This is a genomic window from Paracoccus cavernae, assembly GCF_042430175.1.
In the GTDB taxonomy this organism is placed as follows: Bacteria; Pseudomonadota; Alphaproteobacteria; order Rhodobacterales; family Rhodobacteraceae; genus Paracoccus; species Paracoccus cavernae.
Map to the genome: position 1 here is coordinate 73,121 of NZ_JBHMDZ010000001.1, position 19,983 is coordinate 93,103.

Genomic DNA, 19,983 nt, shown 5'->3' on the forward strand with positions numbered 1-19,983 from the left:
GAGATCGCTCATGCCTGATCCCCCTTCTTCCCGGCTCGGGCTACGGCTTTCGGCTCGGGGCGCAGATCGGATGCGGGCATGTCGATGCGGTCGTCTCCGCCGGTGATGAACGCGCCAAGCGACATCATCACGGTGACGGCCGTCATCCCGAAGGAAATCACGATCGCGGTCAGAACCAGCGCTTGCGGCAGCGGGTCGGTATAGGTCTCGACGCCTTTGGTCAGGATCGGCGGCGCATTCACCACCAGCCTGCCGGTCGAGAACAGGAACAGGTTGATCGAATAGCTGAACATCGTCATCCCGAGGATGACCGGAAAAGCACGGCGGCGCAGGATCAGATAGGTGCCCACGGCGGACATCACGCCGATCGCGGTTGCGACAAGGATTTCCATCAGTGCTGGCCCTCCGGCTTGGCTTTCGGCTGTTCGGTGCTGGGGACCCTGACGCCCGCCGACATCCGCGCGATGCGGCTGAGCGAGTTCAGCGCCAGCATCACCGCGCCCACGACGCAAAGATAGACGCCGAGGTCGAAGCCCATTGCAGTCGCCAGCTCGAATTCCTCGATGAAGGGCAGTTTCACATAGCCGTAGGCCGAGGTCAGGAAGGGCATGCCCACGAACCACGCCCCGATCCCCGTGATCGCGGCCGAGGCGACGCCCAGACCGATCAGCGTGTGATAGGGGATCTTCTGGCGCTCCTGCGCCCAAGTGTAGCCCGAGGCCATGTACTGCATCACCAGCGCGACCGAGGTGATCAGTGCGGCGACAAAGCCGCCGCCCGGCGAGTTGTGGCCGCGCAGGAACATGTAAAGCGCCACGACCAGCGTCAGCGGCAGGATCATCCGCGTCAGCACCGTCAGAAGCAGCGGATGGATATCGCCAGAACGGCCCGCATCGGGCAGACGCGCACGCATGCGGCGGGCGCCTTCGCCGCGCATCAGGGTTTCGGTCAAAGCAAAAATCGCAAGCGCCGCGATACCCAGCACGGTGATCTCGCCGAAGGTATCATAACCGCGGAAGTCCACGAGGATGACGTTGACGACATTGGTGCCGCCGCCGAGTTTGTAGCTGTTCTCGAGCATGTAGTCGGCGATGGTCGGGAAGGCGAAATCGCGACGCATGATCGCATAGGCCAGCCCGCCGAAACCAAGCCCCACCAGCACGGCAAGGAAGGCATCGAAGCCGCGCTTGCGCTGCGAGGTCTCGGCCGGCGTGGTCTTGGGCAGGAAGTTCAGCGCCAGCACCATCAAGATCACCGTGACGACCTCGACCGAGATCTGGGTCAGCGCGAGATCGGGCGCGGAAAGATAGATGAAGGCCCCCGAGGCGATCAGCCCGACGATCGAGATCACGACCAAAGCCAGCAGCCGGCGGTGGTGGAGCCAGCCAAGCGCAAGGCTGCCCGCGACGAGCAGGAACCAACCGGTCAGCGCGACCGGCTGGACCGGCAGCATCGGACGCATGCCCTGCCCCGGATTGCCGCTCGACCAGGCATAGGCGCCACAGGCCAGCACCGTCAGCAGGAAAGCGGCCAAAGCGCGCCCCATCGAGCCGTTGGTGAGGCGGTCCGTGACCAGATTGGCCGCGACCGATGCACCCTTGAAGACCGCATCAAACATCGCTTTGGCATCGGGATGGGGCATGGCGCGATGGAAGGCCGCGAAGGGGCGATAAAGGACGACCAGAACCGCCCCGCCCGCAATCGCCAGCAGCGACAGTTTGAACGCAGTGGTGAAACCGTGCCAGAGCGCGAGATGGGGATGGAGCGCCTCGCCGGCGGTGGCCGAGGCGCTGGCCTCGAGCAGCCAGCCGATCATCGTGTTCGAGAGCAGCCCGATCAGCACCACCAGCACCACCAAAAGCGCGGGCGGACCCCAAAGGCCGATGCCCGGATCATGGGGATGTTGGGGGTAATCGTGACGCTCGGGGCCCATGAAGGTCGCCCAGATCAGCCGCAGCGAATAGCAGACCGAGAACAGCGCGCCGAGCGTCGCGATCCACATGACCGACGGGCTGGTCGAGACGGCCTCTTCCAGCATCAGCTCTTTCGACAGGAAGCCGTTGAGCGGCGGGAACCCCGCCATCGACAGCCCCGCAATCAGCGCCATGACGAAGGTCACCGGCATCAGTCGCGCCAGCCCGCCGAGGCGTTTGATGCTGCGCGTGCCGGTCTCGTGATCGACAATGCCCGCGACCATGAACAGGGCCGCCTTGAAGGTCGCGTGGTTGATGATGTGCAAAATCGCCGCCGTCACCCCGTCGATCGTGCCCATGCCCAAAAGCATGGTGATCAGGCCGAGATGCGAGACGGTCGAATAGGCCAGAAGCGATTTCAGATCGTCGCGGAAAATCGCGATGAAAGCGCCGATCACCATCGTGATCAGCCCCGCACCGCCAACCAGCCAGAACCACAGATCCGTCCCCGACAGCACCGGCCAGAGCCGCGCGAGCAGGAAAATCCCCGCCTTCACCATCGTCGCCGAATGCAGATAGGCCGAGACCGGCGTGGGCGCGGCCATGGCGCGCGGCAGCCAGAAATGGAAAGGGAATTGCGCCGATTTGGTGAAAGCGCCCAGAAGGATCAGGATCAGCGCGGGCGTGTAAAGCGGGCTCGCCTGAATGGCCTCGCGCTGGGTCAGGATCTGCGAAATGTCGTAGCTGCCCGCGATACTCCCGAGGATCATCATCCCCCCGATCATCGCCAGCCCGCCGAGGCCGGTCACGGTCAGGGCCATGCGCGCGCCCTGACGCCCCTCGGGCAGGTGCTTCCAATAGCCGATGAGCAGGAAGGAGGAAAGCGAGGTCAGCTCCCAGAAGACCAGCAAAAGCAGGATGTTGTCGGAAAGGACAATCCCCATCATCGCGCCCTGGAACAGCATCAGATAGGTGTAGAACTGCCCGACCGGATCCTTGCGCGAGAGGTAAAAGCGCGCATAGGTGATGATCAAAAGCCCGATCCCGAGGATGAGGATCCCGAACAAAAGCCCCAGCCCGTCAATGCGGAAATTGGCGTTCAGCCCAAGGCTCGGGATCCAGTCCAGCCGCGTTTCGACCACGCCGCCCGCCAGCACCGCGGGGATCTGGACGCAAAGCCCGATCAGCGCCGTCAGCGTCACCGCTCCGCAGGCCAAAGCCGCAACGTCTCGACCCGAACGGATCAACAATCCCGGCAGGAGCGCGCCGAAAAACGGAAGCAATGCAATCAGGGCTGGAGACATGTCACCTCTTTCGATTGCTTGGGGTTTTCCAAGGGGGGGGCCTGCTTGTCAACCAAAACAGAAAAGGCGCTAGGCGATGTTCGCCTTTCGTGCTAGCCCTGAGCAAAAAGGATAGAGGCATGATCATCCTCGGGATCGATCCGGGACTGCGCAATATGGGTTGGGGTGTGATTTCCGTCGACGGCCCCCGTCTGCGCCATATCGCCAATGGAATCATCCATTCCGATCAAGGGGATCTCGCGCAGAGGCTGGTCGTGCTCTATCGCGGGCTGCGCGCGGTCATCGCCGAACATGCCCCCACCGCTGCGGCGGTCGAGCAAACCTTTGTAAACAAGGATGCGGTGGGCACGCTGAAACTTGGTCAGGCACGCGGGATCGCTTTGCTCGCGCCTGCCGAAGCCGGCCTGCCGATCGGCGAATATGCCCCCAATGCGGTCAAGAAAACCGTGGTCGGCGTCGGCCATGCCGCGAAAGAGCAGGTCCAGCATATGGTCCGCTTCCAGCTGCCCGGCGTGGTCCTTGCCGGACCCGATGCCGCCGATGCCCTTGCCGTGGCAATATGCCACGCCCATCATATCCAAGGACGGTCCATCCGGATCAAGGTAGCGTCATGATTGGAAGAATTGCGGGAATCATCATCCATCGCGGGATGGATCATGTCCTGATCGACGTGCGCGGCGTGGGCTATATCGTCCATGTCAGCGAACGCACGGCCGCAAGCCTGCCCCCCGTGGGCGAGGCGGCGGCACTTTATACCGAGCTGGTGGTGCGCGAGGATCTGCTTCAGCTTTTCGGCTTTACCACCATGCTCGAAAAGGAATGGCACAAGCTGCTGACCTCGGTCCAAGGGGTAGGCGCGAAGGTCTCGATGGCCATTCTCGGCACGCTCGGCCCCGAGGGGATCGGGCGCTCGATCGCGCTTGGCGATTCGGCGGCGGTGCGCAAATCGCCGGGGGTCGGCCCGAAGCTCGCACAGCGTATCGTCCTGGAACTCAAGGACAAAGCGCCCTCGATCATGGCGATGGGGGCCAGCCTGACCGTCGATACCGGCCCCGTGGTGATCGAGGCGGATGCCGCCCCCGCCGCAAAGCCCGCCAAATCGCGCGCGGCCCCCTCGGCTGAACAAGCGGCACAGGCGCAGGCCGCCATGGCCGCGGCCGAGGCGCTTTCGGCATTGTCGAACCTCGGCTATGCGCCGGCCGAGGCTGCCGCTGCCGTCGCGCAGGCCTCGGGGGCGGAGCCCGCCGCCACAACCTCGACCCTGATCCGCGCCGCATTGCGGGCACTTGCGCCCAAGGAATAGAGGGAAACATGCAAGGCAATATCCGCACATTCATCCTGATGGCCGTGATGACGGCGCTGCTGATGGGGCTTGGCCATCTGATCGGCGGCACCGGCGGCATGGTTCTGGCGCTGGTCTTTGCCGGAGCGGGTAACCTCTGGGCATGGTGGAACAGCGACAAGGCGATCCTGCGCCAACAGGACGCCGTGCTGATCACCCGCCCGCAGGCACCCGAGCTGTTCGACATGACCGCCCGTCTTGCGCAGAACGCCCGCCTGCCGATGCCCGCGCTTTACATCCTGCAAACCGACCAGCCCAATGCTTTCGCGACCGGCCGCGATCCGAACAATGCCGCCGTCGCCGTGACCCAAGGGCTGCTGCAAACCCTCAACCGCGACGAATTGGCGGGGGTGATCGCGCATGAGCTGGCCCATATCAAGAACCGCGACACGCTGACCATGACCGTCACCGCGACAATGGCGGGCGCGATTTCGATGCTGGGTAATATGCTGATGTTTTCGGGCATGAGCGGCGGCAATCGCGACAATCAGGGCAGCGCCTTCGGCGGGATTATCGCGATGATCCTTGCCCCGATCGTGGCGGGTCTGGTCCAGATGGCGGTCTCGCGCACCCGCGAATACGAGGCCGACCGCGAGGGCGCGCTGATCTCGGGCAAGCCCTTGGCGCTGGCTTCGGCGCTTGCGAAAATCGCGACCATGGCGGGGCGCACCGTCAATGTTCCGGCCGAGCGCAATCCCGCCTCCTCGGCCATGTTCATCATCAACCCGCTTCATGCCTTGCGCGCCGACAAGCTGTTCGCGACCCATCCCGCGACCGAAGACCGGATCGCCAGATTGCAGGCGATGGCGCGATGAGCCAGCCCGACCCGACCCTGCGCCCCGAGCCGATGGAAGGCGATCACGAGGATCGCGCCCTGCGTCCGCAGAAGCTTGAAGATTTCGTCGGTCAGGCCGAAGCCCGCGCCAATCTGCGCGTCTTCATCGAAAGTGCGCGCATCCGCGGCAAGGCGATGGACCACACTTTGTTCCACGGCCCGCCCGGTCTCGGCAAGACCACGCTGGCCCAGATCATGGCGCGCGAGCTTGGGGTGAATTTCAAGATGACTTCGGGGCCGGTTCTGGCGCGGGCGGGCGATCTCGCGGCGATCCTGACCAATCTCGAAGCGCGCGACGTTTTGTTCATCGACGAGATCCACCGCATGAACCCCGCGGTCGAAGAGGTGCTCTATCCCGCGATGGAGGATTTCGAGCTGGACCTTCTGATCGGCGAAGGCCCTGCCGCCCGCACCGTCCGCATCGAGCTGCAACCCTTCACGCTGGTCGGTGCGACCACGCGTCTGGGTATGCTCACCACGCCCTTGCGCGACCGTTTCGGCATTCCGACGCGGCTCCAGTTCTACACCATCCCCGAGCTTGACCTGATCGTGCGCCGCGGCGCGCGGCTGATGCAGATCGAGGCCGATCCCGACGGCACGATGGAAATCGCCCGCCGCGCCCGCGGCACGCCGCGCATCGCGGGCCGCCTGTTGCGCCGCGTCGTCGATTTCGCTCTGGTCGAAGGCAACGGTCATCTGACGCGCGAAATCGCCGATCTGGCGCTGACGCGTCTCGGTGTCGACGATCTCGGTCTCGACGGGGCCGACCGGCGCTACATGTCGCTGATGGCCGAGAATTACGGCGGCGGGCCGGTGGGCGTCGAGACCCTCGCCGCCGCCATGTCCGAAAGCCGCGATGCGATCGAGGAAGTGATCGAGCCCTATCTGTTGCAGCAGGGCATCGTCGCACGCACCCCGCGCGGGCGGATGCTGGCGCATAAGGGCTGGCGTCACCTCGGCATCGAGGCGCCGCGCAGCCAGCAGGAGACCTTGTTCGATGAGTGACCAGACCACCAGCCCCGCGACCATAGCCCGCATCCGCGACAGCTTCGGCCGCCAGACCATGATGGAGACCTTGGGCGCCTCGATGGCCGAGGTCGGGGCGGGGCGCTGCGTGATCACCGCGCCGATCCTGCCCACCGTCCTGCAACAGCAGGGCGCGGCCCATGCGGGGCTGGCCTTCTCGCTTGGCGACAGTGCTGCGGGCTATGCCGCGCTGACGCTGATGCCCGAGGGGGCCGAGGTCATGACGGTCGAGATGAAGATCAACCTGATGTCGCCTGCGGTCGGCGACCGTCTGGTGGCCGAGGGCCGCGTCATCCGCCCGGGGCGACGCATCATGGTGGTCGCCGCCGATGTCTGGGCCGAAACCGCAAGCGGGCGCAAACATGTCGCCATGCTGCAGGGGACGATGATTCCGGTCTGATCAGGAAGCGGGAGCAGCTTCAGCCAGACGCTTCGCGGCGGATCGGCCCTAGTCGTCCTTGCCCAGAAGGACGCGGTCCTCCTGCGCGATGAAATGCTCCATCATCACGCGCCAGAGTTTCTCTGCGAGATCGGGGTCGAACCCTCCGGCCTCGGCGTTGCGGCGCGCATTCATCGCGACTTCCTCGACGCGGGAATGGATGCGTGCGGGCAGAACTTCGCGCAACTTGATCTGGGCAGCCTCGTCGATCAGCTGCGAACGCTCGGCCAAAAGCGCGACGAGACGCACGTCCAGCGCGTCGATGCGTGCACGCAGATCATGCATGCGCGAGGAGGCGGGGAGGATCGGATCGGTGCTCATGCCTATCAGATGCACCGTCGCAAGGGCCGGAGCAAGCCCTGAGGCAGCGAAACCCGCTGTATCAATTCCGCCGCAACCCGCCGCCGCCAAAGGCCGCGCCCGCGAAAGTGCTGGCTTGCACTAACGATTCGCTAACCAATTGGTGTCATGGGGGAGGTCAGGGCTGCCGGATCAGGAGGAAAGAGGATGAACGCAGCAGGCATTGTGATCTCGTTGGGCTTCGGCCTTGGTCTGGTTCTGGGCGCGGCGCTTTTGCTGGTGCTTTAGATGCCGACCCACATCCGGCCCCGACTGCTTGGGGGCCAAAGAAAAACCCCGGCCAATGGCCGGGGTTCTTGTTTGTCGCGCGCCCTGCTCAGCCTTGCGGCTGGGCCGCGGCATCGGGAGCAACCCCGCCGCGCGTCGCGTCGACCTTGGGGGTCGAGCCGACCGAGGGGATCGACGAGCTGGGCGTATCGTCGTCGCCGCCCAGAGCCTCGCCACGCAGAACTTTGGCGATTTCGTCGCCGGTCAGGGTTTCGTATTCCAGAAGCCCCTTGGCCATGCGCTCGAATTCGACCTCGCGTTCGATCAGGATGCGGCGTGCTTCCTGATAGCCGTTTTCGATCAGGTCACGCACTTCCTGCTCGATCAGCTCCTTGGTGGAGGCACTGACCGAGAAGCCCGCCGTATTGCCCGAATAGCCCTCATGCGCCTCGGCATAGTCGATGGCGCCGACCTTGTCGGACATGCCCCAACGCATCACCATGGCGCGTGCCAGAGCCGATGCCTGCTGGATATCGCCCGCCGGACCGTTCGAGACGCCCTCCTCGCCGTATTTGAGGATTTCGGCGGCCTTGCCGGCCATTGTCATGGCGATCTTCTGCTTGGCCTCGTCCTTGTGGTAGTTCAGCTTGTCCATCTCGGGCAAGCTGACGACCATGCCAAGGGCACCGCCGCGCGGAATGATCGTGGCCTTGTAGACCGGATCGCATTTCGGCAAAGCCAGACCGACAACGGCATGGCCGGCCTCGTGATAGGCGGTCTTTTCCTTCTGCTCGGGCGTCAGCACCATCGAGCGGCGCTCGACCCCCAGCATGACCTTGTCCTTGGCATTCTCGAAATCGTCCATCGCGACAAAGCGGCGACCGATACGGGCGGCCATCAGCGCGGCCTCGTTGACAAGGTTCATCAGATCCGCACCCGAGAAACCGGGCGTGCCGCGCGCGATGATGCGCAGATCGACATCCGGCCCCAGCGGAACCTTGCGGGCATGGACGTTGAGGATCTTTTCGCGGCCCTTGATATCGGGATTGCCGACATAGATCTGGCGGTCGAAACGGCCCGGACGCAGCAGCGCGGGATCAAGCACGTCTTTGCGGTTGGTCGCGGCGACGATGATGATGCCTTCATTGGCTTCGAAACCGTCCATCTCGACCAGAAGCTGGTTCAGCGTCTGCTCGCGCTCGTCATTGCCGCCGCCGATGCCGACACCACGGGCGCGGCCCACGGCGTCGATCTCGTCGATGAAGACGATGCAAGGGGCCGATTTCTTGGCCTGCTCGAACATGTCGCGCACGCGGCTGGCGCCGACGCCCACGAACATCTCGACGAAATCCGAGCCCGAGATGGTGAAGAAGGGCACGCCCGCCTCGCCGGCGATGGCGCGGGCAAGCAGGGTCTTACCGGTACCCGGAGGGCCGACCAGCAGCGCGCCTTTGGGGATCTTGCCGCCAAGACGGCTGAATTTCTGCGGGTTGCGCAGGAATTCGACGATCTCTTCCAGCTCTTCCTTGGCCTCGTCGATGCCTGCGACATCATCGAAGGTCACGCGGCCGTGCTTTTCGGTCAGCAGCTTGGCGCGCGATTTGCCAAAGCCCATCGCGCCGCCTTTGCCGCCGCCCTGCATGCGGTTCATGAAGAAGATCCAGACGCCGATCAGCAGGATGAAGGGCAGCCAGACGCCGAGCATCGACATGAAGCCCGATTGCTGCTGCGCCTCGACGCGGACATCGACCCCCTTGCCGATCAGGCGGTCGGCCACCTCTTCGCCCTGCGGACGGATGGTGGTGAATTGCGAGCCGTCTTTCGTCGTCAGACCGATCCGTTCCCCGTCGATGATGACATTGGAAATCTGGTCGTTATCCACGCGTTGAATGAAGTCGGAATAGCTGATCTGCCGGCTGCTCATCTGGCTGCCGCCGTCGCTGAACAGATTGAACAGCGCCAGGATCATCAAGAACAGGACCACCCAGAAGGCGATATTACGCGCATTGCCCAAAGGCATATCCTCCGCGGGAATGATTGCTTGTCTCTGAAAATAGGGATTCCGGCGCGGGGTTCAATGAGAGAAGAGCAAACCACGCAAATGCAAAGGCCCGCGCAGGGGGCGAAAATGCACATCCGGCGGGTTTGGCGGCCCCGACGGGCGCTCCTTTTGCGCGATCGGTGCGGCAATCAGCCGCTGGCCCTGCCAAAGCGCGGGCAAAGAGGCGGCCTCGTCAAAGCCCAAACCGGCCGCGCGCCAGTCGAACGCATTGAGGGCGTCGTGACCCAAGGCGCGCAGTTCCTGCCCCGCATCCGGTGCCGCGACCTCGACGCTCCAGCGCCCGTCCCATTCCGCGCGGCCCTGCGCATCCAGCGGCGCGGCCGGCGCGCGGGCGGCGGCGGCGGGCTCGCGGATCAGGCGCAGCCACTGCGCATCGGGCATAAGGATCGACCCCTCCAGCGTCACCTTGCGTCCCATGCCCACCGCATCGAGCGCATGGGCGATCTTGTCGCGGCGCGCAGGGTATTCCTGCCCGTTCATCCAGCGCAACGCCGCGACCAGAAGACGGCGGCGGATCTCGGAGGGGGCGGCCAGAAATGGCTGGAGCGGCAGGGCGAGGCTGCCCGAGGCCACCTCCGCCCCTGCGGCGGTCCGGACCGCGATCTCTTGCAGTGCCTGACGGGCCGAGGCGAGGTTGCGGGCGCTGGTGGCAAAACTTTCCGGCGCGATCCCGAGCATTTCCAAGGCCTTGCGCATCCGCACCCGCTCGAAAGCGGTATTGTCGTTCGAGGGATCGTCGACCCAGCCGATGCCCTGCCGCGCGAGCCAGTCGCGCAGCTCCTGCCGTCCGCAGCCCGTCAACGGGCGCAGCCAGACCATGCCTTCGCTTTCGCGGTGGTCGGCCATGGCCGAGAGACCATCGACCCCCGCCCCGCGTGCGAGCCGCATCAGGAATGTCTCGGCCTGATCATCGAGCGTATGGCCGAGCAAAACGGCCTCGAGCGCATGTTCGCGCGCCCAATCCGCCAAAAGGCGCAGCCGCGCATCGCGGGCCGCAGCCATGAGATTGGCGCGGTCTTCCGGCCCGCGCTGCCAATGCAGAATGCTGTGGGACAGGCCCAATGTGCGGGCCGTGTCGCCCGCCGCCTCCGCCTCGGCAAGCGAATCGGGGCGCAGGCCGTGATCGACGGTCGCGGCCATGACCACGCGGCCCTGACGCCATCGCGCGGCGAGATGCAGAAGCGCCGCAGAATCGCCACCACCCGAAAAGGCGATGCCGATACGGCCGAAATCACCGGCGAGCCGGTCCAGTTCGGCCTCGACCCGCGCGCGCAGGAGATCGCTCATTCGACGGGGGGGTGGTCTTGCACGGAATCGCCGAAGTCCAGCATATCGGCTTCGTCGAAGGCGGCCTCGGGATCGGTCATGTCCTCGGCCTGCATGTCGGTGCCGGTTGCGGCGGGATCGGTCATGCTGTCGTCGATGACGATATCGGCGGGATCAAAGACCTCGCAGCCGACCGCTTCAAGGCGCTTTGCAGCCTCGGACGCTTGCGGTGCATCGGGGAAACGGACGGAAATTTCGAGAAGGAAGGGGCAGCCGTTCTTGGCATCACCCGTGGTGGCTTCGGCCCGCGACAGGCCCAAAAGCGCGTCAGGGGCCTGAGGCCCGTTCGGATTGGCGGCGAAGCTTTCCAGCCATGCCGCGCCCGCACCTTCGAGATCGCCCGCGCTATCAAGTGCCGCGCCGCGCAGGAACAGGGCTTCGGCGGTTAGCGGACCGCCTGCATGGGTTTTGGCGACGGCCGCGAAGAGGTCCGCAGCAAGACGAAAGTCACCTTGACCGAGCACCTCCCGGGCCCGGTCGAAATCGGCTTGCTCTGCTTTGGTTGCAGCCCCTGCCGCAGGGGTGGCGGGGCGGGTGGCCGCCCCTCCGGTCAACATGCCCGACTGGTTGGAGGGGGGCAGCGCCGCCCCTCCGTTCTGGTCGCCAAGCGTCGGCGTGGTCAGAGAGCCGAGATCGCAGCCCTCCTCCATTTCGCACAGGCGGAACTCGATGTCGCCGATGCGGGTGGTCCCGTCGCGGACCACGCGGTCGATGCGGTTCTGGAGCTGTTCGGTCTGGCCGGTGAGCTGCGCCAGACGCGCCTCCATCGCATTCATGCGGTCGATGGCGCTATCGCCACCCGCCGCCTGAAAGCCCGCCGGACCCGAAGCGACCAGCTCGGCGCGCAGCGATTGCAGATCGCTGGTCAGCTGCCCCAGTTCCGTGCGGATATCGGCCAGCGATCCGGCATCCTGCGCCGAAGCGGAGAAGCCGAAAAGCGCCAGTCCTGCCGCGAGCAGAAGGCTGCGCATCAGCTGCCTGCCCCCGCGCTCAGCGCGGTCACGGCACGACGGTTCTTGGTGTAGCAATCCTCGGTCGAGCAGATCGCCAGCGGGCGCTCTTTGCCGTAGCTGACCGTGCGCAGACGTCCGGCCTGCACGCCTTGCGAGATCAGGTATTCCTGAACCGAGCTGGCGCGGCGCGCGCCGAGGGCGATGTTGTATTCGCGCGTGCCCTGCTCGTCAGCGTGACCCTCGATAACCGCGGTATAGGAGGGGTTCTGCCCCAGCCATTGCGCCTGACCGGCAAGGGTCGTGCGCGCCTCGGGGGTCAGGGTCGACTGGTCGAGCATGAAGTTGACGGTATCGCCAACGGTCGTGCGGAAATATTCGGGGCTGTTCGGCCCGCCCAGCACGCCGGTCCCGACCCCGCCCGCACCGGCGCCGCCGGCGCCTCCGGCATAGGGGTCGTTGACCATCGCGCCCTGCGGCTTGGAGCAGGCGGCAAGGCCCAGAACCATGCAGACCACGGCGAGTTTGGTGATTTTCTTCATCGACATATCCATCGCGAACCTTTTACGGCAGCAGCGGCCCCCAGTTCGGGTCCGAGGCCGCGCCATTGAATTGAACGGGTCGCATATTGCGCCCGGTGATGTCTACGGAATGCAGCGTCGACTGGCCGGAATCGCCCGAGCTGGACCGCGTGAACATCACGACGCGGCCATTGGGGGCCCAAGTCGGGCCCTCGTCAAGGAACGATTCAGTCAGCATTTTCTCTTGCGAGCCGTCGGTGCGCATGACGCCGATATGGAAACGGCCTCCGACCTGGCGCGTGAAGGCGATCAGATCGCCGCGCGGCGACCAGACCGGCGTGCCGTAACGGCCGTCGCCAAAGCTGATCCGGCGCGGCTCGCCGCCGTTCGCGCCCATGATATAGAGCTGGGGCGAGCCCGAACGGTCGCTTTCAAAGACGATCTGCTTGCCGTCGGGGCTGAAGCTCGGCGAGGTTTCGATCGAGGGCGCGTTGGTCAGCGCGCGCTGCGCGCCGCTCGAGGCATCCATCTGGTAGATGTCGGTATTGCCGTTCTGCTCGAGCGAATAGACGATCCAGCGCCCGTCGGGCGAGAAGCGCGGCGAGAAGCTCATCGTGCCCTGCTGTTCGCCGAGCGAGCGCGAGGCGAGGCTGTTGACATCCATCACCATGACCTTCGGGAAGCCCGAGGCATAAGAGGTGTAAAGGATGCGGTTGCCGTCCGGCGAGAAGCGCGGCGCCAGCACCAGCGCGGAATCATCGGTCATCCAGCGCGGGTTCGCCCCGTCGTAATCCATGATGCCGATGCGCTTGAGGCGGGCGTTTTTCGGGCCGGTCTCGGAGACGAAAGTCACGCGGCTGTCGAAATAGGGCTTTTCGCCGGTCAGGCGGGCATAGACCTGATCGGCCGCCTTATGGGCCGCGCGACGCCAGTTGCCGGTGCCGGCATCGAACTGCATCCCGTCGCCGAGAGGCTGACCCGAGAAGACGTCGAAGAGGCGGAATTTCACCACGACCTTGCCGCCCTGCACGCTGACCGCTCCGGTGACCAGCGCCTGAGCGTTGATCGCCTTCCAGTCGTCATAGGCGATGGGCGCATCGAAGCTTGCCGGACGCGAGATATGCGCGCTTGCCGGAATTTCGCGGAAAAGCCCGGTGCCGGTCAGATCGGCCGCGATCAGCTTTTGAACCTGATCGAGATATTGACCCGCACCGCCTTCATCCTGGAAGGGCGCGATGGCGATCGGCATCGGCTCGATCACGCCATCGGTGATCTCGATACGGAGCGGCCCGTCCTGCGCCTGCACCACGGCAGGCAGCGCGGTCAGAGCCGCGATAACGGAAACGGCAGTCGATACAAGCAGTTTACGAAACATGAAACGTCTCTTTTGCGGTCTTGGTCACAGGATACTGGTTCTGGGTGGTCACCGTCATGCCCTTACTGGATCCGAGCGGAACCGGAAGGGTTGAAGTCGATGATGACGTCTTTCCAGCGATTATATTTTTCGGACGGCAGATTATAGCCGCCTTTTTCGCACATGAGGATAGCACGACGTCCAGCCTCATAGGCTTGTTTCGCTGCGGCATCAGAGCCGCCCGAATGGCTGTGCATGCGCAGGGAGCCTTTGTCGACCTTGCCGTCCTGCCCCATCGAGAAGGCGATCGAGACTTTGGTTTCGCTGGCTTCGGTCGAGAGCGATCCGCGGTTCCAGCAGGCCTCGACGGCGACGCGGAAGCCGTCCTTCTCGCCCTGGCTGAGCGGCGGGCCGTTCGCGGCAGCGCCACCTCCGCCCGAGCCGCCCGATCCGGCGGCCTGTTTCTCGGCGGCTTCCTTGGCGGCCTTGGCTTCGGCGGCTTCCTTGGCCTTGCGCTCGGCAGCGGCCTCTTCGCGGGCTTTGGCTTCGGCTGCGGCCTGTTCGGCCTCTTTCTTGGCCTTGGCCTCGGCTTCGCGCTTTTCGGCCGCTTCTTTTTCTGCAGCAGCCTTTGCCTCGGCCTCGCGTTTGGCCTTGGCTTCGGCCTCGGCCTTCTCGGCTGCGGCCTTTTCTGCTGCGGCCGCTTTTTCGGCAGCGGCCTTCTCGGCCTTTTCGGCCTCGGCGGCAGCGGCGGCGCGGCGTTCGGCAGCGGCGGCACGATCTGCGGCCGCTTTGTCGGCTTCGGCCTTTTCTGCGGCTCTCTCGGCTGCCTTCTCGGCGTCTTTCGCGGCGGCGGCCTTGTCGGCGGCAGCCTGCTCGGCCCGTTCGGCGGCGCGTTCTGCCGCGCGTTCTTCGGCGGCCCGTTCGGCAGCGGCGGCGCGTTTGGCCTCTTCCTCGCGATCGGCACGCTCGGCGGCGGCAGCCTGTTCGCGGTTGGCGCTGGCGCGGGCTTCGGCGGCGGCTTCGGCCTCGCGGGCCAGAACCTGTTCACGCTCCGCCTGAGCGGCGGCAGCCGCAGCGGCAGCGGCCTGACGGCGGGCGCGGGCAGCCTCGGCCAGACCCTCGGGGCGCGCATGCGGACGCGCGGAATCCGTCGGTGCCAAGCTCGAGCGCGGCGGCTGGACGGCCTCGGGGCGGTTGGCGGTATTGGGCCGCTCGGAGGTCTGCGGCAGCGCGGCCATCTCGGTCGATTGCTCGGGCTGCTGCGGCTGGGGCGCGACGGTCGCAAGGCTTTGCGGCCGCGCGCTTTGCGCCAGATCGCTCAGATCGGGACGGGCCTCGGCGCTATCGACCGGCGAGGGCAAGGTCGTGGCCTCGGGCGCCGGCGAAGGCGCGGATTCGGCCTCGGGGGCACCAAGAACGGATTCCTCCGAGGGCGGTCGCGGCTGCGCCGGCGTGCTCGCGGCACTGGCCCCGACCGGACCCGCCCCTGCTGCAGCGGCTGCAATCGCCTGGAACTCGGCCTCGGACATGGTCGAGACCTCGGTCATCTGGATCGCCTCGAGCGGCTGGGGACGGAAAAACGCGCCCCCGATCGCCGCCCAGCCGATCAGACTGACATGGGCGACCCCCGAGATCCAAGCGCCGATGCGATCCGAACGATCCATGATCTAGCCGTCCATCCGCGGGCCACCCGTTTCGGTGACCAGAACGATATTGTGGAAGCCGCCGGCATTGAGCGCGCCCATGACCTCCATCACGCGGGCATAGGGAATCGCCCCATCGGCACGCAGATAGATCTTGTCGCTCTGGCGTTCCTCGGCAACCGCGCGCAGGCGGGTGATGAGTTCTTCTTCGGGAACCTCGCTCGTCATCATCATCAGCGGGCCATCGGTCGTGATCGAAACGGTCAGCGGCTCTTCCTGTTCGGCAGGCACGGCTTGCGCCGCAGTGCGCGGCAGCTCGAGCGGCACGCCCACCGTCAGCATCGGTGCCGCGACCATGAAGACGATCAGCAACACCAGCATGACATCGACGAAAGGCGTGACGTTGATCTCGGCCATCGGCTGGCTGCGCCGCCGCGATCCGCGTCTACCCGATTTTTTCATGACGCCGCCGCCCATCTTATTCCTCGTTCAACTGACGCGAGAGGATGGTCGAGAATTCGTCGGCGAAGCTTTCGTAATTGCCGATGATGCGGTCGGAATCGGTCGAGAGCTTGTTGTAGAAAACCACCGCAGGAATCGCCGCCAAAAGGCCGAGCGCGGTCGCGATCAGCGCTTCGGCAATACCGGGCGCCACAACGGCGAGACTGGTATTCTGCGACAGCGCGATTTCCTCGAAGGCGATCTTGATGCCCCAGACGGTGCCGAAAAGCCCGATGAAGGGCGCGGTCGAGCCGACGGTGGCAAGGTAGCTGAGGCCGCGGGTCAGCCGGTCGCTTTCGCGCCCGATCGCCACGCTCATGGCGCGGTCGATGCGCGATGAGGCGCCCGCGATCAGCCCGCCGTCATCGCGGTGGCTGCGGCGCCATTCGAGCATGCCTGCCGAAAAGATGCGCTCCGAAGCGCCTTTGGGATTGTCGCCGATGCGGTCGAAAAGATCGTCGAGCGGTTGCCCCGACCAGAAGGCCCGGTCGAATTTGTCCGCATCGCGCTTGGCGGCAGCAAAGGTGATGAATTTCTGGATGATGATCGCCCAGGCCCAGAACGAGGCCACGATCAGCATCAGCATGACGATTTTGACGGTCGGAGAGGCGTTGCTGAAAAGCGCGATCAGCGAGAAATCGAGCGGCTGCGCTGCGCCGAGAATGGGGTCCATATCACTGCCTGCCTGTATTTGGCTCATAAGTTGCCGTTGCTCGGCTTGTTAACAGGGCTTTACCAGAGGGTCAGCCGCCCTGCCTTACACAATGCCTTGATCCCGGGGTGATCTTGCCCGCGTCGGTTGTGCAGTTACGTCGCCGCAACGCGCGCGACAAGCGCCTGCGGCAGGCGGACCGGACGACCGGCGTCATTGATGCAAACAAGCGTCACTTTGGCGCTGAAAAGCAGCTGCCCGCCGCGTTTGACCTCTTGCTCGACGGTGAGCCGCGCGGGCGTCATGCCGGCAAGGCGCGTCTCGACCGACAAAAGATCGTCGTAGCGCGCGGGGCTGATGTAATCGGCCTCGAGATGGCGGACGGCGAAAGCCGTGCCCTCGCGTTTGAGCGCCGCCTGATCCAGCCCGAGATCGCGCAGCCATTCCGACCGACCGCGCTCGATGAATTTCAGGTAATTTGCGTAATAGACAATGCGGGCAAGGTCGGTGTCTTCGTAATAGACGCGGGTCTCGAAGAGATGCATGGCGGATTTCCTTTCGTCATCGGCAATCGAGGCATTGCTTTGCACAGCAGCTTGGCGGTCGCAGCGGGGGTTTTCCACCCCCGGCCACCTGAACGGCGGCCTCCCCCGGAGGATATTTCCCCCATGAAAGAGAAGGTTAGAGCCGCGCCGCCAGCCGCAAGGCATGCGAGGGATCCCTGGCGACGACGGGAAGCGCCGGATCATAGGCCGCGCGCAACAAGGCGGCGAGAGCGGGGGTCGCATTCACCTCGGTCGCGAAGGTCAGCAGCGCGCGCACGGCCACGGTTTCGGCCAGCTGCGCGGGATGTGCTTGGGCCAGACGCGTGCCCATATTGAGGAAGGTCAGGCAGGAGCGGATCGAGCCGTCGGCGTCGAAGCGGAAGAGGCGGTATTCCTCGGCCTGTCGCGCGGCGAGGCGCGCGCCGAGATCGCTTTGCCCCGTCAGCTCGACGAGGTCGGGGACCGCATCCATCTCGGCCCAGTCGCGCAGGAAAAAGACCATGAAATTCGCACCCATCTCGGGGTCGGTTTCCATCATGGGCTGACGGATGTCGCGCAGGACCGCCGAGACCACATCGCGAAAGATCACGAGGCTTTCGTCGGCCAGACCAAAGACCACCGGAGCAACGGGGCGGGCCCATTTGGCGCAGAAATACTGGCCGTCACGGGTGAAAAGCGCGGCGATTTCTTCGAGTGTCATCACGTCGATATCCTGTTTTGCGCGCCTGTCATGCACAAAATCGGCAGCGGGTGGAAGCCGCGAAAGACGAAAGGGGAGCGTCAGCTCCCCTTTGCCCTGCCCCCGGAGAGCGATGTTTGCGCCCCGGCGCGGCCCCTTTCGCGTTCCGGCTCAGCCGACGATGGTGGCTTCGGTGGCGGCGCGCAGCTCGGCCTCGGTCACGCCATCGGCGATCTGGACGATCTTGAGACCACCCTCGACCACATCGAGCACACCAAGGTTGGTCACGATGCGGTTCACCACCGCCTTGCCGGTCAGCGGCAGGGTGCAGGCCTTGAGGACCTTGGATTCGCCCGCCTTGTTGGTGTGGTCCATGACCACGACCACGCGCTTGACCCCCGCGACGAGATCCATCGCGCCGCCCATGCCCTTGACCAGCTTTTTCGGGATCATCCAGTTCGCGAGATCGCCGTTTTCCGCCACTTCCATCGCGCCGAGGATCGCCATGGCAATCTTGCCGCCACGGATCATGGCAAAGCTTTCGGCGCTGTCGAAATAGGCGGTCTGGGGCAGCTCGGTCACGGTCTGCTTGCCCGCGTTGATCAGGTCGGGGTCTTCCTCGCCCTCATAGGGGAAGGGCCCGATCCCGAGCATGCCGTTTTCCGATTGCAGCGTCACTTCGACGCCATCGGGAATATAGTTCGCGACCAGCGTCGGAATGCCGATCCCGAGGTTCACGTACCAGCCGTCCTGCAGCTCCTGCGCGGCGCGGGCGGCCATCTGGTTGCGGTCCCAGCCCTTGATGACATCGGACATTACGCGGTCTCCTTCTTGCGGGTCGTGCGCTGTTCGATGCGCTTTTCATGCGGACCCTGGATCAGGCGGTGGACATAGATCCCCGGCAGGTGGATCGCATCGGGATCGAGCGAGCCGGTCGGGACGATCTCTTCGACCTCGCAGACGCAGACGCGACCGCTTTTCGCGGCGGGCACGTTGAAGTTGCGCGCGGTCTTGCGGAAAATCACGTTCCCCGATTCGTCGGCTTTCCAGCCCTTGACGATGGCGAGATCGGCGACGATGCCGCGTTCGAGGATATAGGTCTCGCCGTCGAAATCCTTGTGCTCTTTACCCTCGGCGATCACGGTACCGACGCCGGTCTTGGTATAAAAGCCCGGAATGCCTGCTCCGCCTGCACGCAGACGCTCGGCCAAAGTGCCCTGCGGGTTGAACTCCAGTTCCAGCTCGCCCGACAGATACTGGCGCATGAATTCCGCGTTTTCGCCGACATAGGACGAAATCATCTTCTTGATCTGGCGCGTCTGCAAGAGCAGGCCCAAACCGAAATCGTCGACGCCCGCGTTGTTCGAGGCGACCGTCAGCCCCTTCACGCCCGATTTGCACAAAGCCGCAATCAGAAGCTCGGGAATGCCCGAAAGACCGAAGCCACCGGCCGCGATCAGCATCCCGTCATGCACAAGACCCTCTAGCGCTTCTTCGGCGCTGCCATAGACCTTCTTACCCATCGACCCCACTCTTTGCTGAAATCCCCATTGCGGGTCTCCCCACCCGCCAATGGTTAACTTTGCAGGGTTGCAAGCCGCCGCACCATACGTAGGAATACTTAACTGCCTAAGTAACGGATTGGCCCGATGCCGCCCCCTTCCCCGATGCCCGCCGGCGACGCCGAAAGCCTGGGCTTTCTTCATGCCCCCGTGGCGACGCTGGTTCTGTCGAACCGGATCGTGATGCGTGCCAGCGCGATGGTCGAGCGCGTCTTCGGCTGGCACCCGTCCGAGATCGAGGGCAAGTCGATCCGCCTGCTCTACCCCGGCCAGACCGATTTCGAACAGATCGGCGAGCGCGCGCTTCAGGCCTTCGCGCAAGACAGCCTGTGCCGCGACGAGCGGCTGATGCGGCGCAAGAACGGCCAGATCGTCTGGATGGAGGGCCGCGGCCATACGCTCGACCGCAGCGATCCCTTCCGGCTCGCGGTCTGGAGCTATGCGCCGCTCGAAAGCCCCTCGCCGCCCGCGCCCTCTTTCGGAGCGATGCTGACCGCGACCGAAAAGCTCATCGCGACCTATCTGGTCAACGGCATGACCAGCAAGGAAATCGCGCAGGCCCTCGGCCGCTCGCCCCGCACGATCGAGGTTCACCGCGCCAATATGATGCGCAAGATGGAGGTCAGAAACGGCCCCGAGCTGGTCCGCGCGCTGCTCAACCTCGAAGCGGGCTGAGCGCCCGCTTTCTTCATCACTTAAATACCCGAAAACGAAAAAGGGCCGGAGCATTGCCCCGACCCTTCCGCTTTGTCTCGATTGTCC

The 19,983-nt window shown here is 64.9% G+C and carries 21 protein-coding genes; 6 read left to right on the forward strand and 15 right to left on the reverse strand.

Annotated elements, in window-relative coordinates; genetic code table 11:
* Positions 1-8 precede the first annotated feature (8 nt).
* Both ACFFUC_RS00360 and ACFFUC_RS00365 read right to left on the reverse strand, forming a co-directional pair.
* Positions 9-392, reverse strand: coding sequence for a Na+/H+ antiporter subunit C (locus tag ACFFUC_RS00360; RefSeq protein ID WP_377682481.1), 384 nt, complete (start codon positions 390-392; stop codon positions 9-11).
* On the reverse strand, positions 392-3,217 hold the full coding sequence (locus ACFFUC_RS00365) for a monovalent cation/H+ antiporter subunit A (RefSeq protein ID WP_377682482.1): 2,826 nt from the start codon (positions 3,215-3,217) through the stop codon (positions 392-394). Before ACFFUC_RS00365 ends, ACFFUC_RS00360 begins: the two co-directional genes overlap by 1 nt.
* 119 nt (positions 3,218-3,336) lie before the next feature.
* Here ACFFUC_RS00365 and ruvC point away from each other — a divergent pair, with 119 nt between their 5' ends.
* Genes ruvC through ACFFUC_RS00390 form a run of 5 tightly spaced genes read left to right on the forward strand, consistent with a single transcriptional unit; the run spans position 3,337 to position 6,820 of the window.
* Complete coding sequence (gene ruvC, locus ACFFUC_RS00370) at positions 3,337-3,831, forward strand: crossover junction endodeoxyribonuclease RuvC (RefSeq protein ID WP_377682484.1); 495 nt, start codon at positions 3,337-3,339, stop codon at positions 3,829-3,831.
* On the forward strand, positions 3,828-4,520 hold the full coding sequence (gene ruvA, locus ACFFUC_RS00375; protein WP_377682486.1) for a Holliday junction branch migration protein RuvA: 693 nt from the start codon (positions 3,828-3,830) through the stop codon (positions 4,518-4,520). The genes ruvC and ruvA overlap by 4 nt, the downstream gene beginning before the upstream one ends.
* 8 nt (positions 4,521-4,528) lie before the next feature.
* Positions 4,529-5,374: a M48 family metalloprotease gene (locus tag ACFFUC_RS00380; RefSeq protein WP_377682488.1), complete on the forward strand. Its 846-nt coding sequence runs from the start codon at positions 4,529-4,531 to the stop codon at positions 5,372-5,374.
* On the forward strand, positions 5,371-6,399 hold the full coding sequence (gene ruvB, locus ACFFUC_RS00385) for a Holliday junction branch migration DNA helicase RuvB (protein WP_377682490.1): 1,029 nt from the start codon (positions 5,371-5,373) through the stop codon (positions 6,397-6,399). The genes ACFFUC_RS00380 and ruvB overlap by 4 nt, the downstream gene beginning before the upstream one ends.
* Complete coding sequence (locus tag ACFFUC_RS00390; RefSeq protein ID WP_377682492.1) at positions 6,392-6,820, forward strand: PaaI family thioesterase; 429 nt, start codon at positions 6,392-6,394, stop codon at positions 6,818-6,820. Before ruvB ends, ACFFUC_RS00390 begins: the two co-directional genes overlap by 8 nt.
* Positions 6,821-6,868: 48 nt before the next feature.
* Here ACFFUC_RS00390 and ACFFUC_RS00395 read toward each other — a convergent pair whose 3' ends face one another.
* The 13 genes from ACFFUC_RS00395 to ACFFUC_RS00455 form a co-directional block, all read right to left on the reverse strand.
* The gene (locus ACFFUC_RS00395; RefSeq protein ID WP_377682493.1) at positions 6,869-7,180 is read right to left on the reverse strand and encodes a chorismate mutase; all 312 of its coding nucleotides are present in this window, start codon (positions 7,178-7,180) and stop codon (positions 6,869-6,871) included.
* A gap of 355 nt (positions 7,181-7,535) precedes the next feature.
* Entirely contained in the window at positions 7,536-9,440 is a 1,905-nt protein-coding gene (gene ftsH, locus ACFFUC_RS00400; RefSeq protein ID WP_377682495.1) for an ATP-dependent zinc metalloprotease FtsH, read from the reverse strand.
* 60 nt (positions 9,441-9,500) lie between these two features.
* A complete protein-coding gene (gene tilS / locus ACFFUC_RS00405) occupies positions 9,501-10,775 on the reverse strand; it encodes a tRNA lysidine(34) synthetase TilS (RefSeq protein WP_377682497.1) in 1,275 nt (424 codons plus the stop codon).
* Positions 10,772-11,785 (reverse strand): tetratricopeptide repeat protein, encoded by a 1,014-nt coding sequence (locus ACFFUC_RS00410; protein WP_377682499.1) that lies wholly within the window; start codon positions 11,783-11,785, stop codon positions 10,772-10,774. The genes tilS and ACFFUC_RS00410 overlap by 4 nt, the downstream gene beginning before the upstream one ends.
* On the reverse strand, positions 11,785-12,306 hold the full coding sequence (pal, locus tag ACFFUC_RS00415) for a peptidoglycan-associated lipoprotein Pal (protein ID WP_377682501.1): 522 nt from the start codon (positions 12,304-12,306) through the stop codon (positions 11,785-11,787). The genes ACFFUC_RS00410 and pal overlap by 1 nt, the downstream gene beginning before the upstream one ends.
* A gap of 22 nt (positions 12,307-12,328) precedes the next feature.
* The gene (gene tolB / locus ACFFUC_RS00420) at positions 12,329-13,660 is read right to left on the reverse strand and encodes a Tol-Pal system beta propeller repeat protein TolB (RefSeq protein ID WP_377682503.1); all 1,332 of its coding nucleotides are present in this window, start codon (positions 13,658-13,660) and stop codon (positions 12,329-12,331) included.
* Positions 13,661-13,722: 62 nt separating this feature from the next.
* On the reverse strand, positions 13,723-15,303 hold the full coding sequence (tolA, locus tag ACFFUC_RS00425) for a cell envelope integrity protein TolA (RefSeq protein WP_377682504.1): 1,581 nt from the start codon (positions 15,301-15,303) through the stop codon (positions 13,723-13,725).
* A 3-nt stretch (positions 15,304-15,306) separates the two neighbouring features.
* Entirely contained in the window at positions 15,307-15,759 is a 453-nt protein-coding gene (locus ACFFUC_RS00430) for an ExbD/TolR family protein (RefSeq protein WP_377682506.1), read from the reverse strand.
* A gap of 1 nt (position 15,760) precedes the next feature.
* Positions 15,761-16,456 (reverse strand): protein TolQ, encoded by a 696-nt coding sequence (gene tolQ, locus ACFFUC_RS00435; protein WP_377682508.1) that lies wholly within the window; start codon positions 16,454-16,456, stop codon positions 15,761-15,763.
* A 134-nt stretch (positions 16,457-16,590) separates the two neighbouring features.
* Complete coding sequence (gene ybgC, locus ACFFUC_RS00440) at positions 16,591-16,980, reverse strand: tol-pal system-associated acyl-CoA thioesterase (protein WP_377683583.1); 390 nt, start codon at positions 16,978-16,980, stop codon at positions 16,591-16,593.
* 136 nt (positions 16,981-17,116) lie between these two features.
* Complete coding sequence (locus ACFFUC_RS00445; RefSeq protein WP_377683585.1) at positions 17,117-17,680, reverse strand: hypothetical protein; 564 nt, start codon at positions 17,678-17,680, stop codon at positions 17,117-17,119.
* A gap of 150 nt (positions 17,681-17,830) precedes the next feature.
* Complete coding sequence (locus ACFFUC_RS00450) at positions 17,831-18,475, reverse strand: 3-oxoacid CoA-transferase subunit B (RefSeq protein WP_377682510.1); 645 nt, start codon at positions 18,473-18,475, stop codon at positions 17,831-17,833.
* Positions 18,475-19,182 carry a CoA transferase subunit A gene (locus ACFFUC_RS00455; RefSeq protein ID WP_377682512.1) on the reverse strand — a complete coding sequence of 236 codons (708 nt, stop codon included), beginning with the start codon at positions 19,180-19,182 and terminating at the stop codon, positions 18,475-18,477. The genes ACFFUC_RS00450 and ACFFUC_RS00455 overlap by 1 nt, the downstream gene beginning before the upstream one ends.
* 126 nt (positions 19,183-19,308) lie before the next feature.
* Here ACFFUC_RS00455 and ACFFUC_RS00460 point away from each other — a divergent pair, with 126 nt between their 5' ends.
* The gene (locus ACFFUC_RS00460; RefSeq protein ID WP_377682514.1) at positions 19,309-19,896 is read left to right on the forward strand and encodes a LuxR C-terminal-related transcriptional regulator; all 588 of its coding nucleotides are present in this window, start codon (positions 19,309-19,311) and stop codon (positions 19,894-19,896) included.
* Positions 19,897-19,983 lie beyond the last annotated feature (87 nt).

Coding starts and splice junctions, on each gene's coding strand:
- ACFFUC_RS00360 (WP_377682481.1), bottom strand. CDS start 392: ATGGAAATCCTTGTCGCAACCGCGATCGGCGTGATGTCCGCCGTGGGC.
- ACFFUC_RS00365 (WP_377682482.1), bottom strand. CDS start 3,217: ATGTCTCCAGCCCTGATTGCATTGCTTCCGTTTTTCGGCGCGCTCCTG.
- ruvC (WP_377682484.1), top strand. CDS start 3,337: ATGATCATCCTCGGGATCGATCCGGGACTGCGCAATATGGGTTGGGGT.
- ruvA (WP_377682486.1), top strand. CDS start 3,828: ATGATTGGAAGAATTGCGGGAATCATCATCCATCGCGGGATGGATCAT.
- ACFFUC_RS00380 (WP_377682488.1), top strand. CDS start 4,529: ATGCAAGGCAATATCCGCACATTCATCCTGATGGCCGTGATGACGGCG.
- ruvB (WP_377682490.1), top strand. CDS start 5,371: ATGAGCCAGCCCGACCCGACCCTGCGCCCCGAGCCGATGGAAGGCGAT.
- ACFFUC_RS00390 (WP_377682492.1), top strand. CDS start 6,392: ATGAGTGACCAGACCACCAGCCCCGCGACCATAGCCCGCATCCGCGAC.
- ACFFUC_RS00395 (WP_377682493.1), bottom strand. CDS start 7,180: ATGAGCACCGATCCGATCCTCCCCGCCTCCTCGCGCATGCATGATCTG.
- tilS (WP_377682497.1), bottom strand. CDS start 10,775: ATGAGCGATCTCCTGCGCGCGCGGGTCGAGGCCGAACTGGACCGGCTC.
- ACFFUC_RS00410 (WP_377682499.1), bottom strand. CDS start 11,785: ATGCGCAGCCTTCTGCTCGCGGCAGGACTGGCGCTTTTCGGCTTCTCC.
- pal (WP_377682501.1), bottom strand. CDS start 12,306: ATGAAGAAAATCACCAAACTCGCCGTGGTCTGCATGGTTCTGGGCCTT.
- tolB (WP_377682503.1), bottom strand. CDS start 13,660: ATGTTTCGTAAACTGCTTGTATCGACTGCCGTTTCCGTTATCGCGGCT.
- tolA (WP_377682504.1), bottom strand. CDS start 15,303: ATGGATCGTTCGGATCGCATCGGCGCTTGGATCTCGGGGGTCGCCCAT.
- ACFFUC_RS00430 (WP_377682506.1), bottom strand. CDS start 15,759: ATGGGCGGCGGCGTCATGAAAAAATCGGGTAGACGCGGATCGCGGCGG.
- tolQ (WP_377682508.1), bottom strand. CDS start 16,456: ATGGACCCCATTCTCGGCGCAGCGCAGCCGCTCGATTTCTCGCTGATC.
- ybgC (WP_377683583.1), bottom strand. CDS start 16,980: ATGCATCTCTTCGAGACCCGCGTCTATTACGAAGACACCGACCTTGCC.
- ACFFUC_RS00445 (WP_377683585.1), bottom strand. CDS start 17,680: ATGACACTCGAAGAAATCGCCGCGCTTTTCACCCGTGACGGCCAGTAT.
- ACFFUC_RS00450 (WP_377682510.1), bottom strand. CDS start 18,475: ATGTCCGATGTCATCAAGGGCTGGGACCGCAACCAGATGGCCGCCCGC.
- ACFFUC_RS00455 (WP_377682512.1), bottom strand. CDS start 19,182: ATGGGTAAGAAGGTCTATGGCAGCGCCGAAGAAGCGCTAGAGGGTCTT.
- ACFFUC_RS00460 (WP_377682514.1), top strand. CDS start 19,309: ATGCCGCCCCCTTCCCCGATGCCCGCCGGCGACGCCGAAAGCCTGGGC.